Source organism: Prevotella sp. (assembly GCF_036570325.1).
Taxonomy (GTDB): domain Bacteria; phylum Bacteroidota; class Bacteroidia; order Bacteroidales; family Bacteroidaceae; genus Prevotella.
In genome coordinates this window covers 20,531-36,523 of sequence record NZ_DATCYK010000030.1, presented here as the reverse complement: position 1 = coordinate 36,523, position 15,993 = coordinate 20,531, and the positions used below count along the sequence as shown (strand labels likewise).

General features: G+C 45.3%; 16 protein-coding genes. 12 read left to right on the top strand and 4 right to left on the bottom strand.

The genetic code is table 11. The annotated features are described in order from the left end of the window. Positions 1 to 137 precede the first annotated feature (137 nt). The 3 genes from VIR50_RS02685 to VIR50_RS02675 all read left to right on the top strand — a co-directional run bounded on the left by VIR50_RS02685 (position 138) and on the right by VIR50_RS02675 (position 2,573). Positions 138 to 1,043: a M48 family metallopeptidase gene (locus VIR50_RS02685; RefSeq protein ID WP_331933605.1), complete on the top strand. Its 906-nt coding sequence runs from the start codon at positions 138 to 140 to the stop codon at positions 1,041 to 1,043. Positions 1,044 to 1,068: 25 nt separating this feature from the next. Beyond that, positions 1,069 to 1,518, top strand: a complete 450-nt coding sequence (locus tag VIR50_RS02680; RefSeq protein WP_331933604.1) for an NfeD family protein — start codon at positions 1,069 to 1,071, stop codon at positions 1,516 to 1,518. Positions 1,519 to 1,607: 89 nt separating this feature from the next. After that, positions 1,608 to 2,573 (top strand): SPFH domain-containing protein, encoded by a 966-nt coding sequence (locus VIR50_RS02675; RefSeq protein WP_331933603.1) that lies wholly within the window; start codon positions 1,608 to 1,610, stop codon positions 2,571 to 2,573. Positions 2,574 to 2,829: 256 nt separating this feature from the next. On the opposite strand, the gene VIR50_RS02670 is transcribed toward VIR50_RS02675, so the two are convergent. Continuing rightward, complete coding sequence (locus VIR50_RS02670; protein WP_331933602.1) at positions 2,830 to 3,681, bottom strand: OmpA/MotB family protein; 852 nt, start codon at positions 3,679 to 3,681, stop codon at positions 2,830 to 2,832. A gap of 399 nt (positions 3,682 to 4,080) precedes the next feature. On the opposite strand from VIR50_RS02670, the gene VIR50_RS02665 reads away from it, so the two are divergent. Both VIR50_RS02665 and VIR50_RS02660 read left to right on the top strand, forming a co-directional pair. Further along, positions 4,081 to 4,287: a heavy-metal-associated domain-containing protein gene (locus VIR50_RS02665; RefSeq protein ID WP_331933601.1), complete on the top strand. Its 207-nt coding sequence runs from the start codon at positions 4,081 to 4,083 to the stop codon at positions 4,285 to 4,287. Between the two features lie 9 nt (positions 4,288 to 4,296). Further along, a complete protein-coding gene (locus VIR50_RS02660; protein ID WP_331933600.1) occupies positions 4,297 to 6,216 on the top strand; it encodes a heavy metal translocating P-type ATPase in 1,920 nt (639 codons plus the stop codon). A 229-nt stretch (positions 6,217 to 6,445) separates the two neighbouring features. On the opposite strand, the gene VIR50_RS02655 is transcribed toward VIR50_RS02660, so the two are convergent. Together VIR50_RS02655 and VIR50_RS02650 are read right to left on the bottom strand one after the other, a co-directional pair. Beyond that, complete coding sequence (locus tag VIR50_RS02655) at positions 6,446 to 7,003, bottom strand: tetratricopeptide repeat protein (RefSeq protein WP_331933599.1); 558 nt, start codon at positions 7,001 to 7,003, stop codon at positions 6,446 to 6,448. Between the two features lie 7 nt (positions 7,004 to 7,010). Next, positions 7,011 to 7,592 (bottom strand): Tat pathway signal sequence, encoded by a 582-nt coding sequence (locus VIR50_RS02650; protein ID WP_331933598.1) that lies wholly within the window; start codon positions 7,590 to 7,592, stop codon positions 7,011 to 7,013. Positions 7,593 to 7,946: 354 nt separating this feature from the next. Between VIR50_RS02650 and VIR50_RS02645 the strand changes: the two genes are divergently transcribed. Both VIR50_RS02645 and VIR50_RS02640 read left to right on the top strand, forming a co-directional pair. After that, positions 7,947 to 8,606: a hypothetical protein gene (locus tag VIR50_RS02645; RefSeq protein WP_331933597.1), complete on the top strand. Its 660-nt coding sequence runs from the start codon at positions 7,947 to 7,949 to the stop codon at positions 8,604 to 8,606. 594 nt (positions 8,607 to 9,200) lie between these two features. Beyond that, entirely contained in the window at positions 9,201 to 9,722 is a 522-nt protein-coding gene (locus VIR50_RS02640) for a hypothetical protein (protein ID WP_331933596.1), read from the top strand. A 234-nt stretch (positions 9,723 to 9,956) separates the two neighbouring features. Here VIR50_RS02640 and VIR50_RS02635 read toward each other — a convergent pair whose 3' ends face one another. Further along, the gene (locus VIR50_RS02635) at positions 9,957 to 10,298 is read right to left on the bottom strand and encodes a TM2 domain-containing protein (protein WP_331933595.1); all 342 of its coding nucleotides are present in this window, start codon (positions 10,296 to 10,298) and stop codon (positions 9,957 to 9,959) included. Between the two features lie 727 nt (positions 10,299 to 11,025). On the opposite strand from VIR50_RS02635, the gene VIR50_RS02630 reads away from it, so the two are divergent. The 5 genes from VIR50_RS02630 (at position 11,026) to VIR50_RS02610 (ending at position 15,945) form a co-directional block, all read left to right on the top strand. Further along, on the top strand, positions 11,026 to 11,856 hold the full coding sequence (locus VIR50_RS02630) for a prephenate dehydratase (protein ID WP_331933594.1): 831 nt from the start codon (positions 11,026 to 11,028) through the stop codon (positions 11,854 to 11,856). 60 nt (positions 11,857 to 11,916) lie between these two features. Continuing rightward, entirely contained in the window at positions 11,917 to 13,086 is a 1,170-nt protein-coding gene (locus tag VIR50_RS02625) for a pyridoxal phosphate-dependent aminotransferase (RefSeq protein WP_331933593.1), read from the top strand. A 61-nt stretch (positions 13,087 to 13,147) separates the two neighbouring features. Further along, a complete protein-coding gene (locus VIR50_RS02620) occupies positions 13,148 to 14,215 on the top strand; it encodes a bifunctional 3-deoxy-7-phosphoheptulonate synthase/chorismate mutase type II (RefSeq protein ID WP_331933592.1) in 1,068 nt (355 codons plus the stop codon). A gap of 6 nt (positions 14,216 to 14,221) precedes the next feature. Further along, positions 14,222 to 15,004, top strand: a complete 783-nt coding sequence (locus VIR50_RS02615) for a prephenate dehydrogenase (RefSeq protein WP_331933591.1) — start codon at positions 14,222 to 14,224, stop codon at positions 15,002 to 15,004. Further along, complete coding sequence (locus VIR50_RS02610) at positions 15,001 to 15,945, top strand: endonuclease/exonuclease/phosphatase family protein (protein WP_331933590.1); 945 nt, start codon at positions 15,001 to 15,003, stop codon at positions 15,943 to 15,945. Before VIR50_RS02615 ends, VIR50_RS02610 begins: the two co-directional genes overlap by 4 nt. Positions 15,946 to 15,993 lie beyond the last annotated feature (48 nt).

The following is a 15,993-nucleotide window of genomic DNA, read 5'->3' as shown; positions in this document are numbered from 1 at the left end:
AAAGTTTACTTTTTCCTTTTTATAGGGCTTATTTTAGCAAAAAGAGTAACAATTAGTTGACTTGTTCATAGATTTTAGTATCTTTGTCATACTTTTAAAAAACGACTGTAGTTTATAAGTTTTAATATAATAAAGCAATGAAAAAAATCAAGTTTCTTTTATTATCATTGGTGGCCTTAACGCTCTTCTCGGCTTGTGGAACCACGTCTGTGGTGCCCGTGACCGGCCGTAAGCATACGCTGCTTGTATCAGATGCGGAGGTGCTGAGCTTGAGTAATCAGGAGTACACCAAGTACATGAGATCGGCCAAACGCTCCTCCAATGCGGCCAATACGGCCATGGTACAGCGTGTAGGTAAGCGTTTGGCAACAGCCGTAGAAGGCTATTTAAGAAATAACGGCATGGGGTCCGAAATTCAGAACTTCCAATGGGAGTTTAATTTAGTGGCCGATCAAAATGTCAATGCCTTCTGTATGCCGGGTGGTAAGATTGTGGTTTACGAAGGCTTGTTGCCCATTACGCAGAATGAGTCGGCCTTGGCCGTAGTGTTGGGCCATGAGATTGCCCACGCCGTAGCTAAGCATAGCGCCGAGCAGATGTCGAAAAAAATGCGCCAACAGTACGCTACTCAGATTGGCGGAGCGGTGCTCGGACAGATAGCAGGACAGAGCACTGCCAGCATTGCCACAGCCATTGCACAGCAAGGTTTTCAGTTTGCTAACCTCAAGTACAGCCGTGACGACGAAACCGAAGCCGACCATATAGGACTTATTTTCGCAGCCATGGCCGGTTACGATCCGGCTGTTGCCGTACCTTTTTGGCAGCGTATGGCCGCTTTAGGCGGTGGAAGCAAGAGCGACATCTTTAGCGATCACCCCTCCGATACGAAGCGTATAGCCGCCATTCAGGCCCTTTTACCCACGGCCAATAAGTATTATCAGGCGTCAGGCTATGCCCCCGTGCAGTCTGTCAGGGTTGGTTCTGCCGCCAAATCTTCTGCCAAGTCAACTAAAAAGACGGGCAAGAAGTCAACCCGCAAATAGCATAACCCTTTCATATTCATCAGTTATGGTAGAGTATTTAACCACCCATCTTTGGCTTGTTTGGACCATAGTGGTCTTTGTTTGCCTAACGCTGGAGTTGAGTTCCGGCGACTTCTATGTGACGTGTTTTGCCATTGGTGCCGTCGGCGCCACCCTCTCTGCCATCTTCCATGCGCCCCTTTGGCTTCAAGTTCTCGTATGGGCGGCCTGCTCGGTCTTAAGTATTTGGCTGATACGGCCCCGCCTTTTGCGGCGTCTTCACGACGGACAGCATGAGCGTCTCAGCAATGCCGACGCCCTCATAGGCAGCCACGGAGTGGTCATAGAGCCTATTGAGCCCGGTGGTTCTGGCTATGTGAAAGTAGATGGCGACGCTTGGAAGGCAGTGAGTGCTGCCGAAGATACCATCGGTATCGGTGAAAAAGTAAAAATTATTTCTCGCAACAGTATTATCGTTACTGTTGCTCGTGTTTAACCAAGTTGAGGTTGGCGCGCCGCAAAAGCCTGTTTCTAACGGCTTCTTTTGTGTCGGTCAACCTCTTTTTAATTAAAAACCTAAGTATCATGGACGTTGTAACGTATGTACTGATTGCCTTAGTGGTCTTGGCACTTATCTTTGTTAAGAAGACCATCGTGATTATTCCGCAGAGCGAAACCAAGATTATTGAGCGCCTCGGAAAGTATTATGCCATGCTCTCACCGGGCATTAACCTCATCATTCCCTTTATAGACAGGGCCAAGGAAATCGTTTCTCTGCGCAGTGGTCGCTATGTTTATACCAATACTATCGACCTACGTGAGCAGGTATATGACTTCGATCGTCAGAATGTTATCACAAAAGATAACATCCAAATGCAAATTAACGCGCTGCTCTATTTCCAAATCGTAGACCCATTTAAGGCGGTGTACGAAATCAATAACCTGCCCAACGCCATTGAGAAGCTGACGCAGACCACCCTGCGTAACATCATCGGCGAGATGGAACTCGACCAAACGCTCACCAGCCGCGACGTAATCAATACCAAACTGCGGGCCGTGCTCGATGACGCCACCAACAAATGGGGTATCAAAGTCAATCGGGTAGAGTTGCAGGACATCATTCCTCCCGAGAGCGTTCTCTCCGCAATGGAGAAGCAAATGCAGGCCGAGCGTAACAAGCGTGCCACCATTCTTACGAGCGAAGGCCAAAAGCAAAGCGTTATTTTGCAATCAGAGGGTGAGAAAACCTCAACCATCAACCGTGCCGAAGCTACCAAGCAGCAGGCTATTCTCTTTGCCGAGGGTGAGGCTACAGCCCGTATTCGCAAGGCCGAGGCCGAGGCTATCGCCATACAGAAGATAACCGACTCCGTGGGCAGCAGCACCAATCCGGCCAACTATTTGTTAGCTCAAAAGTATATACAAATGATGCAGGAAGTGGCCCAAGGCGACAAGAGCAAGACGGTTTACCTGCCTTACGAGGCAACCAACCTGCTGGGAAGTATCGGCGGTATCAAGGAACTGTTCACTTCCTCGCAATCGAAGAAGTAATTACTCGTGACCCATGGCGAGGTCATAACTTAGTTAATAAAATGATAAGGGGCAACATTCCGTATGAATGTTGCCCCTTATTTGTTATTTAAGACGTAACTCTTTGTTATTTAAGACGTAATTTTTATTATCAAATCTCTAACTCTGTGTTATCGAAGTTGTAACTCTTTGCTTTTAAATCTCTGACTTTTAGTTATCAAATCTCTAACTCGGTGTTATCGAAGTTGTAACTCTTACAATCTTTTAACTGCCTTTTTTACTTATCTTCAGGTGCTTCGTCAATCAAGTCCATGAACTGATCGAGCTTCGGAGTGATGATAATCTGCGTACGACGGTTGCGCTGTCGGCCCAGCTCGGTATCGTTAGTAGCCACCGGATTGTACTCTCCGCGGCCGCCGGCAGTCAATCGTTTGGGCTCAATACCATAGCGATTCTGCAAGTATTGCACCACGCTGGAGGCACGAAGTGCCGAAAGGTCCCAGTTATTGCGGATATTCTTCATGCTCGCAGCGGCATTGTTAACGGGTACATTGTCGGTGTTGCCCTCTATCAGCACATCGTAATCCTTGTAATCAATGATGATTTTGGCTATTTTGCTTAGCGTTTCCTCGGCCCGGTCGTTGATTTCGTAGCTGCCACTCTTGTAGAGCATGTTGTCGGCCAATGATATATAGACCACGCCTTTCAGCACTTGCACGTCTACTTCCTTCAACTCTTCCTTGCTCAAAGAGCGGGTGAGGTTATTGGTCAGCACCATGTTGAGCGAGTCGCTCTTGCTCTTTACCTCTACCAAATGGCGTATGTATTGGTTGCTCTCATTGATTTGGTCTACCAATTTCGATATATTGATATTGTTAGAGTTGGCATTGCTCAAACTCTGATCCAGCGATTGCTGCAGTCGGGCGTAGTTATTCTTCTGTTGGGCCAACTGCTCTTCCAAGCTGGCTACACGGGCTTTTGAGGCCGCCAATTCCTCTTTGGTGCTTTGATAGTTGGCCGTCAGTTCCCGATTCTCGGTCTGACAGTTTTCCAAGTCTTTCTTGCTGGCACAGCTACTCACCAGTAAAACTCCGGCCATCGCTGCTATAAACAATCTGTTTTTTCTCATATTCATTGGTTTTGGGTTAATGATTTAATTAGTGTTTAGGCCGCTTAAGGGCCGTTCTTTGTTGCATATAATGTGTGCAAATATATAATAGATGACCGCCATTCGGCCTTAAAAGTTTAAGGCTTTAGCTTATTTTAACCGCTAATGCGGCAAATTCAAATTCTTTGACGTTTTACTTTGGCTTTGCGATAGCAGGCCTTTGACCGTGTAAGAGGGCAGCTTTGACATGATGAAAAAGCTGCTTTGAGGCGCTCAAAGGCCCACTATCGCAAAAGCGTAATTGGGCCCTTATGCGGTGGGAGCTAAGGGCGGAAAGTTGTAACATTTATCCATAATTATGTAATATATATATAAGGTGGAATTCGTAACTTTGCATCAGTCAATTATAAATCAAACAATATGAAACAAACTTTTTCAGTATCAGGTATGAAATGCGTACATTGCAAGGCCAATGTAGAGAACGCTATCAAGAGTGTTAACGGCGTAACAGCGGCCGAAGCCAGCCTTGAGGCCGCCAATGTGGTAGTGGATTTCGAGGCGCCCGCTACGGTTGAGGCCATTCGTGACGCCGTAAACGGGGCCGGACGTTACGAACTTACTTTGTAATAGCGGTCGATGAAGCAAACTATTCCCGTGGTCGGCATGGCCTGCTCGGCTTGTTCGGCCAATGTAGAGCGCAAGCTTTGCTCGTTGGAAGGCGTCAGTTCGGCCTCCGTGAGCTTGCCCGGCAGGAGCGCGTTGGTAGATTTCAACGCCGATGTCATTACGCTCGAGCAGATGAAAAAGGCCATTAACGATATAGGCTACGACCTGATTATCGAGGCCGATCGCTCGGTGGAGGAAATCACGAAGCGTGAGTTTGTACGCTTGCGGCGCACCACTGCGCTCTCTTGGTTGTTCTCCTTGCTCGTCATGAGCCTATCTATGGGATGGTTGGGAATTACCGATAAGAGCGTGACCAATCAGTTGGCACTGATCGTTTCGCTGGCCAATATGATTTATTGCGGTCGCTCTTTCTACATCGTGGCGGTGAAACAATTGCGCCATGCCACGGCCAATATGGATAGCTTGGTGGCCCTTTCTACGGGCGTGGCTTTCCTTTTCAGCGCTTTCAACACCTTTTGGGGTGAGCAGGTATGGGGCAGCCGAGGCATAGAGTGGCATACGTATTTCGACGCTTCGGTCATGATTATCACCTTTGTGCTGACCGGCCGACTGCTCGAAGAGAAGGCCAAGGACGGCACGGCGTCGAGTATTCGCCAACTGATGGGCCTTCAGCCCAAGACGGCCCGGCTGGTTGATGGCGACCGTTTGGAGCAAGTGCCCTTGTCGACAATAGAAAAAGGCGACGTGCTCGAGGTGCGGGCAGGTGAGAAAATACCTGTCGATGGCGAGGTGGTATGGGCCGAGAGCTTCATGACGGCTGACGCCGCGTACGTAGATGAGAGCATGATTTCGGGCGAACCGTCGCCGGTTATGAAGCGCCAAGGCAGCAAAGTATTGGCCGGAACCATCCCTAATCAGGGCAAACTGCGTATGAAAGCCCGCCAAATAGGTGAGGAAACGGCGCTTGCACAGATAATAAGAATGGTGCAACAAGCGCAGGGTTCCAAGGCTCCCGTGCAGCGGGTTATCGACAAGGTGGCGCTGGTGTTCGTGCCGGTGGTGGCCGGTTTGTCGCTGCTCACCTTTCTGTTATGGTGGATTATCGGTGGTAATGCCGCCTTGCCCCATGCCGTTTTGAGTGCCATAGCGGTGCTGGTGATCGCTTGTCCGTGTGCCATGGGATTGGCTACGCCTACCGCTTTGATGGTGGGCATAGGCAAGGCAGCCGAGAAGCAGGTGCTTATAAAGGACGCGGCGGCGCTCGAACGACTGCGCAAAGTAAACGCCATTGTCATCGATAAGACCGGAACGCTCACCATACCCAACCAAAACATAGACTTCACCAAGGCCGACGCGCTGCCGCTCAATGAGCGAGAGACGCTGAAACCCAATGCCCGTAACGTGATGGAACGCTTGCAGCGCGAGGGCATAGAGGTATATATGATGAGTGGAGATAAGGAAGAAGCCGCCGCTTATTGGGCCTCGCAGGCCGGTATAAAGCACTATCGCAGCAAGGCATTGCCGCAGGATAAAGAGCAGTTGGTGCGTGAGTTGCAGGCCCGGGGCAAGACGGTGGCCATGATAGGCGACGGTATCAACGATACGCAAGCCTTGGCTTTGGCCGATGTGAGCATGGCTATGGGGCGTGGAACCGACGTGGCCATGGACGTGGCGCAGGTGACCTTGATGGGCGACGACTTACAAAGTATAGCCGATGCGCTTAGCTTAAGCCGCCGAACAGTGAAGATGATAGGGCAGAATTTGTTCTGGGCCTTTATCTATAACATCGTTTGTATTCCCTTGGCTGCCGGCGTATTGTACTTGTTTGGCATAGCTTTTCAGATTTCACCCATGTGGGCTTCGGCACTCATGGCGTTCTCCAGCCTTTCCGTAGTGCTTAATTCCATGCGCTTGAAGTGGGCCGCCTAACGGCTATGCAGCCCATGGAGAAATGATAAAGGTGGAAGTTTCCAATTGGAATCTTCCACCTTTATCATTATAGTTTCTACTTTGGGAATGAGGATTTTTAGGTTTTCATCGCCCATTTCATTATCTTTCATCGGCTCATCCCATGTTCTTTCATTATCTCATTCTCTTATTTTTCATCCTCTCACCTCCATAATCTAACAACCGGACCTTAGGTCCCTCACCCCTATCCTTAATCTTTCCCCTCGGCATTAAAGGTACCTGAGACGCTCGTGAGGCTGTCAGGATTGAGTTGCCATGCCTTTTTCATGTCTTCCTCGGCCCCCGCTTTATCGCCCGTTTGCATCAGTAGGCGGCCATGGAGCAGGTAAAGGTCGGCGGCTTTGGCGTATGATACGGCCTCGTTTTCAAACAACATGATGGCTTTGGTGGCCATAGCGATGGCGTTGACCATGTCGTTTTGGGACGTGCAGGCTTGTGCGTAAAGGTGGTAGGCCTCAATAAGATGGCTGTCGATGATGATAACTTTCTCGCACGCATCTTGCATGGCGACGTAGTCTTTCAGTTGAAAGGCAACGTGGGCCATTTGGATGAGCAGGCCGGTATCATCGGGATGGGCTTCAGAGAGCTTCCTTAATCGCTCGAAATCGTCGGCCAAGGAGTAGGAGGGTTGCTCTGTGGGAGAGGGAGAAACGGGATCGCTGACTTGGGCGAAAGCCTGCTTCGCAGGTTGTTGAGGCTCACGGTAGGCCTTTCCTTTTCGGCCGAATAAGGCGTCGAATAACTTCATGGCGTTTTTATCTTTCAATTTTTGACAATACGGAAGCGGGGATGGCGTCGACCCTTTGCAGTTGGGGATATTCGCGGGCGTTGACATATTCCTGCCCCGGTTCGCGCTCGGCCTCGAAGAGATAGCAGGCGTTGAGGAAGGCGTCATCGCCATCTCTACCTAATATATATACGTAGGCACGGCGCTTATAGCCCGTTATTTTCTTCTTGGTGATGGCAAAGTGGTTCCAATCGGTTTGAGGAACGACGACCGAAATGACCTCTACCTTGGGATATTTCTTACTGAACTCGGCTTTGGCGGCGGCTTTCAGCTTGGCCGCATCTTCACGGTTGGTCATTAAGTCCTTGGTATAAACGGGCATATACTTTATGTCATCTACCGTAATGAGGTCCTTGTCGGAATCAAGCTGGTCAAGTCCGATAACTTCGCCGATACGCTGTCCCGTGGCCGACACTTGTTTCTTGGCTTTCTTGAAAAAGTCGGCTACTCGTTTGGCGATGGGCTGTTGCGGTGGGGTAGTCTTCTTCTGCGCCGCTATGGGCAGGGCTGCCATAATCAATAGGCTGGCCATCAGTTGCTTCTTCATCATATTCTTTCTTAATAAGTTTAACTTATAGCAAGTGGCACTCGTGCTGTCAAACCGGCCGGCTTCCCAACGGTGGCTTCGTAACGGCTCCTCGTGGGCGTTGTAATAGCAGTGCTTTGACCGTGTGATAGCTGTCCTTTTGCGACCCGATAGCAGTGCTTTGAGGCGCTGAAAGCTAAGCTTTTACAGAACTAATGTCGGACTGTTGCCGGTCCATCGTTGGCAAAAAGCGGGCAACTTGCTAAATATCAGTAATTTAATACAACGCAGGCAAAAATACTATAAAAAGGTTAACGTCCAAAATAAATTCAAGTTATTTAATTAACTTTGCAACAAAGTAAAATTTGAAAGGTACGTATGAAGAAAAGCTTAATATTGTTATTATTGGGACTTCATGGCCTCATGGCGATGGCCCAGCAGGATACGTTGGCTACGCTTCGCCAACCGCTTCAGCTGCCTTTGTCATCCTATGGCTACCGTTATGGCATGTATAACTATGGTTGGGGCTTGCATGAGGGGCTGAATGTGAGTATAGATCTGACGGCTTTTGCCACGTTTGGGAAACATGCTCCCCATAAGGGAGGGTTCGGTCAACGGCTGTCGGCAACCTATCTTACGCCCATAGGCAAGGACCGCAAGTGGTGGTTGGCCGGTGGAGGTTACGTGCAACATTTTAACTATGGCAGCGATTCCTACCGTGATGGTGCCCTTTATGCCGCCTTGGGCTACCGATTCAATGAGCATTGGGAGGCATGGATTTATGGAAAAAAGGACATCGCCAACAATTATGACAGCTATGTGGGTCGATGGGGTTCACCTTATTATAATATGTTACCTTACTATGCGCCGGGCATGGGCATGATGGCGCCCGGGGCAGATGTGCTGGGAGCGGCCGTGAAATATACGTTTAATCCCGGCTTCTCCGTGGAGTTGTCAGTGGAAGGAGCATGGTATAACGGCAGCCGCGACAACTATCCGTCACGTTATCGCTACAGTTATCCCGTGCCGAAGGAGTGAGAGTAAGTAGGGGAAGAACATGCCGTCATCGGCCAGTTGGTGATTGATAACGTGCCCGAAGGGAGAGAGTGGAAGCGCACACACAATGTATGAGCATTGTGTGTGCGCTTCTTAGTTAATGGAACGATAGGCTGATAGCAGTTTCTATGCCTTATATCTGATGATTTTTGGGTATCATTTGACTGTTTAAATGCAGCTTTATAGCTTCGTATTCGTACCCGACAATAGGCTGAAATCCTATCTTTTTTATGCTTGAAAGTTTACTTTAGGCTGTTGTTTTCTGTTTTCTCATTTTTTCTTTCGCTTTCATTTGGAGGCTATTTGTTCTTTTATTATATTTACGAAGTGAAGTGGGGGCGTCCATTTCCCATGAATATCATGTCGTATCAAAACATTATCCTTATGAGAATAGTCTATACTTTTCTAATTTCCATTTACGTATCTGTCAGCGATGTCGTATGTTTGGCGCCCCACTCTCCATGCTTGTGGCGTAATAGGTTGCGGAGACAGGGTGATAGAAGAACCTCCTTTTGCGGAAGCTAATAAGCAGGCGGTTAGGCTATAAGTTATATATTGAAAAAGGAGAAATGTATTATGAAGAAACTAAATAAAAGGCATTTGCTCATATTATTTTCCATTCTATTTATTGTAGTGTGTTTTGTGGTCGTGGTTTACATGCAACGTCATCGTTCTGTATCTTACTATCTGACCGATGGTAATTATAAATATTGGTATACGGAAGAATATGATACTTTTCCACGATTGGATGATAAGGAATTCCGCAATTGGCATTATCAGAAGTATGGTACAGTAACGTATCCTGAGGTTGATAGAATACGCTTTTATTATTATTTTGATACATCGGGCAAATGGATAATTTTTGACAGAGATAATCCAGAGGATAAGTTTGAAGAATATAATGGGTATGACGATATTTATGAAAAGAAATGGAAATTAACGAGTGACAGTACGATTCATTTGGGAATGAAAGATTACGATTACAAGATAGTTAGTATTGAAAAAGATACTATCGTACTCATGTATCCTGTACTTGACGGAGTAATCAAACTTATAACCGCAAGGGATATTCCTAAGGAGTTTCAAAGAAGGTGGTAGGCTTAGTGTGTAAGTATGCGGCAGACGTGAGAGTGGTTATGTAATTAATAAAATGATACTTATCCTTTATTCTTCTTTTATCTTTGTGATAGCGTGTCTTTTGGTATCATGTAACTAAAAATAGAGTAATCTATTATAACTATCTGTGGGAATAAAAGTGGTGAGTTATAAAGCATAATACTTAAATATGATTCCATATTGTATGCCATGGCGAAAATGGAATACAACTCCGTATCAGAGATAAGTTTTAAGTTTGTTGTAGTTCTGCTCCTTTGTAGAACTTGAGATTAAAAACCAGTCTATGATAGTCCAAATACCCAAACCACCACAAGTAAGTAATTTGCCAATACCCATACCTGTATTGCCAATATAGAAGCGGTCAACCCCATAGCAGCCTAAAAAGATAGAGAGGAGGAGTGCTGTTGTGGGGTTCTTAAATTTAAATTGAATGGTTGAGAGATCTGCCCATTTTGAATCATCAAGTGCAAGTAGTTTCTCACGTACAAAAGGTGCCACCTCTTCAGGAAGGTTACTACTATTTGCCATAATGAACATGTCAACTTTCTGTGCATCCATATTTTTGTTTTTAAAGAGTTACTTTTTAGCTGAATTCCTTTGGGATATTATGTTACAAATAAAGTTTTTTCAAAGGTACAAATTGTTCTTTGGAAAACTTAAAAATAATACGATTAATTGCCTTTTAGAGTGTAATTTCTTGTATTTCTATTAAAATGTTCCTCCAAATTACAAATTTTCTCAAAATATTAGTAAGGGTAAGTATGAGAACATTATAGATGTATCTGCTTCTTTGCAATACCACTTATTCTTGATATATGTTATAAGAGATGTAATAAATATTCAGAACCCAACGTGAAAATCTTTTATTATAAGTGAATAATAGCTTTATATTATAATATTAATGTATATAGAATGTGGTATATCATCATTTTCCTTTCTCAATCCATTATTGGAAAAGAGCTGTCAAATAAGAAAGAGGAGAAGGTAAAGGCAAGTTGCTATCTGTTTTCTGACGTATGGAAAAAGTTTTGCGTTGCTTGATATTTTTCTTTTAAATTGTTTGGTAGAACAGATTTAATGTTTTATTTTTGCACTTATTAAGAACTTAGAACAGAAGATATGAAGTCGTACGCATCTTACTTTTATTTTTACTTTTACTTTGCAAGAAATTGTGAAGCGGGAAGTTGCGTGTAGAATTCAGCTTAAGAATATGGAAAATAACGAAACGGTCCCGCTCATAAGAGTGTGGACCGTTTTTGTTAAAGCAAGTAGCAAGTGAATAACAATGAAGAAAATAGCGATACAAGGAGAGATAGGATCATTTCATGATATAGCCGCTCATGAGTATTTTAATGGGGAACAGATAGAGTTGCTCTGCTGTTCTACCTTTGAATCATTGTTTGACAGTATTCGTCATGACCCCACCATCATTGGCATGTTGGCTATTGAGAATACCATAGCGGGGAGTCTCTTGCATAACTATGAACTGTTGAGGCAGGCTGATGTGACGATTGTAGGTGAGCATAAACTCTATATAGAACATTCTATCTGCTGTCTGCCTGAAGATGACTGGGCCGATATTCGTGAGGTACATTCGCATCCGGTGGCGTTACAACAGTGTCGCCATTTCCTTTCTCAACATGCAGAGGTAAAGGCTGTGGAGGCTGACGATACGGCCGGTAGTGCCGAATATATAGCCCGGCACAAGATGACGGGGTGGGCAGCAATCTGTTCTGCCTATGCGGCGGGAATCTACGGGATGAAAGTTTTGCAGAGAGATATTCATGACAATAAGCATAATTACACACGTTTCTTAGTTGTTTCCAATCCCATGGAGGCAGAGGAGCTGATTGTTAAGGATAAAGTAACTAAGGCTTCACTTGTTTTTTCGTTGCCCCATTCGGAAGGATCGCTTAGTAAGATTCTGACGATATTGAGCTTTTATGACATTAATCTAACGAAAATCCAATCATTGCCTATCATCGGACACGAGTGGGAATACTTGTTTTATGTGGATGTAACGTTTGATTCTTTCACCCGATACCGGCAGTCTATTGACGCCATCACCCCGTTGGTGAGGAATATCAAGATATTAGGTGAATATGCGGAGTGTTAATGTAAGCCTATGACTGTATAAGAAAAAATTGATAATTTGTTTAGAAAATAACGAAAGCCAATGATTAAACCAGCAACCAGAGTTACTGAAATACAAGAATATTATTTTAGTAGAAAGTTAAAAGAAGTAGCTCGTCTGAACGCTGAGGGGCAAGATATAATCTCCTTAGCCATAGGAAGTCCCGACATGTCGCCCTCAGAACAGACCATCGAAAAACTTTGTGAAGTGGCCCGACAGCCGTCTGCTCATGGGTATCAGCCTACCATTGGTACGCCTGAATTGCGGGAAGCCATGGCCGATTTCTATAGCCGGTGGTATGGAGTTGACCTTAATCCCGCTTCGGAAATACAACCCTTGATCGGTTCAAAAGAAGGTATTCTGCATGTAACTTTGGCTTTTGTCAATCCCGGCGAGGAAGTGTTGGTGCCCAATCCCGGTTATCCTACCTACACATCGCTTAGTACTATTTTAGGGGCGAGGGTGAAAAATTACAATCTATGTGAAGAAAGTGGCTGGCAGCCGGACTTTGAAGAATTAGAGCGGATGGACCTAAGTCGGGTAAAACTGATGTGGGTGAACTATCCGAATATGCCAACCGGAGGCAATGCACGGCGTGAAACGTATGAGCATTTGGTGGATTTTGCGCAACGTCATCATATTGTTGTGGTGAATGACAACCCTTATTCTTTTATTTTAAACGAAGGAGAGAAGCTGTCTATTATGCAAGTTCCGGGGGCAAAGGATTGCTGTATAGAATTCAATTCCATGAGCAAGAGCTTTAATATGCCCGGATGGCGTGTGGGAATGTGTATTTCTAATCCTACATTCATCAGCTGGATTCTGAAAATAAAGAGTAATATAGACAGTGGGACATTCCGTGGAATCCAATTAGCTGCGGCTGAAGCTCTGAAAGAAAATACGTCTGAATGGCATAGAGAGTATAATATTGACATCTACCGAAGACGAAGAATGGTGGCTGAAAAGATTATGGAGACCCTGAAATGTACCTTTGATCCACAGCAGGTCGGCATGTTCTTATGGGGAAAAATACCTGAAAACTACGCTGAAGTGGAAGAACTTACGGAGAAGGTGCTCCATGAGGCACATGTGTTTATTACGCCGGGATTCATTTTCGGGTCGAATGGAAAGCGCTATATTCGTATATCTCTCTGTGCCAAGGAAGAGAAGATGGAAGAGGCTTTAAATAGAATAAAAAAAGTATTTGGGTAAAAAGAGCAATCTTAAGATTGTCCCGAACAGATTCAGAAATAATAATAAAAACATAAAGACTATGGAATTAGAACTACAACCATTGAATTTGCCGAGCGATAATGAGCGCCCCTCGTGTGTGATTGCCGGCCCTTGTTCGGCCGAGACCGAGGAACAAGTGATAACCACTGCAAGGCAGTTGGCTGCTAAAGGCTGCCATATCTTCAGGGCAGGAGTATGGAAACCCCGTACAAAGCCGGGTGGGTTTGAAGGCAAGGGCGAAGAGGCTTTGCCTTGGATGAAACGAGTAAAGGAAGAGACCGGTATGCTGACAGCTACTGAGGTCGCTACACCGGAGCATGTGGAATTGGCTTTAAAATATGGTATAGATATTCTATGGATTGGTGCCCGTACGTCGGCGAATCCCTTTGCCATGCAGGCTTTGGCTGACGCTTTGCAAGGTGCGGACGTTCCGGTATTGGTAAAGAATCCCGTGAATCCTGATTTGGAACTTTGGATAGGAGCGCTGCAGCGTATCAATCAGGCCGGTATTAAGCGCTTGGGTGCCATTCATCGTGGTTTCTCAAGTTATGATAAGAAGATTTATCGCAACCTGCCAATGTGGCAAATTCCCATAGAACTGCATCGTCGAATACCTGAATTGCCTATTATTTGTGACCCCAGCCATATCGGTGGACGCCGTGATTTGATAGCGCCTCTTTGTCAGCAGGCCATGGATTTGGGCTTTGACGGTCTTATAGTGGAGAGCCATTGCAATCCCGAGGAAGCATGGAGCGACGCCAAGCAGCAAGTGGCGCCTGACATATTGGACTTTATTTTAAGTTTGCTTGTGGTGCGTGACGGAAATACGACAACGGAAGGAATACGGCAGTTGCGCAGCCAAATAGACGAACTTGACAACCAGTTGATGGAATTGTTAGCGAAACGAATGCGTGTTTGTAGGGAAATCGGTACGTATAAGAAGGAACACAACATGACGGTTTTGCAGGCTAACCGCTACAATGAGATCTTGGAGAAACGAGGAGCGCAGGCCAGTCTGTGTGGGTTGGCACCGGAGTTTGCAGCTCAGGTGTTTGAGCATATCCATGAGGAGAGTGTGCGTCAGCAGTTGGAAATCGTTAATCAATAAAGAGGCATGAGAATTTTAATAATGGGAGCAGGTAAGATGGGGTCATTCTTTATCGACCTGCTCAGCTTCGATCACGAAATAGCCGTATTCGAGAAAGACCCAAAACGTTTGCGTTTTACGTATAACTGCTATCGCTTTCAGACTTTAGACGAGGTAAAAGAGTTCAAACCTGAATTAGTGATAAATGCGGTAACGGTGAAATATACGTTGTTAGCTTTTGAGGAAATCATGCCCTATCTTCCCGAGAATTGTATCATCAGCGATATTGCCAGTGTGAAAACCGGCTTGAAAGAATTTTATTTGTCGAGACATCATCCTTTCGTTTCAACCCATCCCATGTTTGGTCCGACCTTCGCCAATCTTAATCAATTGAGCGAGGAAAATGCCATCATCATTAATGAAGGTGATTATATGGGCCGCATTTTCTTTAAAGATCTTTATCAAAAACTTGGGCTGAATATCTACGAGTATTCATTTACCGAGCATGATGAGACCGTGGCTTATTCATTAAGTATTCCATTTGTGAGTACATTTGTCTTTGCTGCGGTGATGAAACATCAGGATGCGCCCGGAACAACATTTAAGCGACACATGAAGATTGCCAAAGGAGTATTGAATGAAGATGATTATTTATTGCAGGAAATTCTATTCAACCCCTATACCAGCGGGCAAGTAAGTAAAATACGTGAGGAGTTGAAAGAGCTGCTGCATATTATCGATACGAAAGACGCGGAAGGCATGAAAAGCTACTTAACTAAGATTCGTGTGAACGTTTCCAATAACTCATGAACATATTTTACGCCCTTTTGCTTGGGATTTTCACGATTGTGCAACTCAATTGTGAAAATCTTTTTGACGCGGAACACGATTCGTTGAAAAACGATGTGGAGTTCCTGCCGGAAAGCTATCACCATTGGACGCATTATCGATATTGGCGTAAGCTGACGAATATCAGTCAGGAACTGATAGCTTGTGGAGGAGAGGGGGTAAAATGGACGCAGCCCGATTTGATTGCTTTATGTGAGGTTGAGAATGACAGTGTGTTGACAGATCTTACCAAGAAATCATTGTTAAGAAATGCACGATACGAATACGTGATGACAAATTCTCCGGATGAGCGGGGAATAGACGTGGCATTGCTTTACTCTCCATTCTCTTTTCGGCTCATCACTTCTTATCCTATCCGGATAGATTTATTGCCGGATATGAAACCTACACGTGATATTCTTTATGCTTCGGGCGAAATCATTACAGGCGATACCTTGCATGTCTTTGTGGTACATGCGCCCAGCCGGTCGGGCGGAGCTAAGCTTTCGGAGCCTTATAGAGTGCAAGTGGCAGGGCAACTTGCCGCCTCTATTGATTCAATAAGGCTGCTTCGGCGCGAAGCTAAAATTGTTGTGGCTGGCGATTTTAATGATTATTCAAATAATAAAAGCCTTCAGACCATTTGTAACCATGAAATGGTAGATATTTCAGTGAAGGCCCAAGGTAGGCATGGGGCTAAGGCTACCTATAAATTTCGTGGCGAATGGAATAGTTTGGACCACATATTGGTAAGCCGTAGTCTGGCGCGGAAAAGATGGGATTGCTATGTGGTGGACTATCCTTTTCTCCTTACTCATGACGATAAGTATGGAGGAGTAATGCCGCTACGTAACTTTACCATGTATAAATATAATGAGGGTTACAGCGATCATCTTCCATTGGTGGCCCAAATTGATATATAAAATATGGTTGATATTTCAACTCAAATACACTTAAAATACATTAAATAA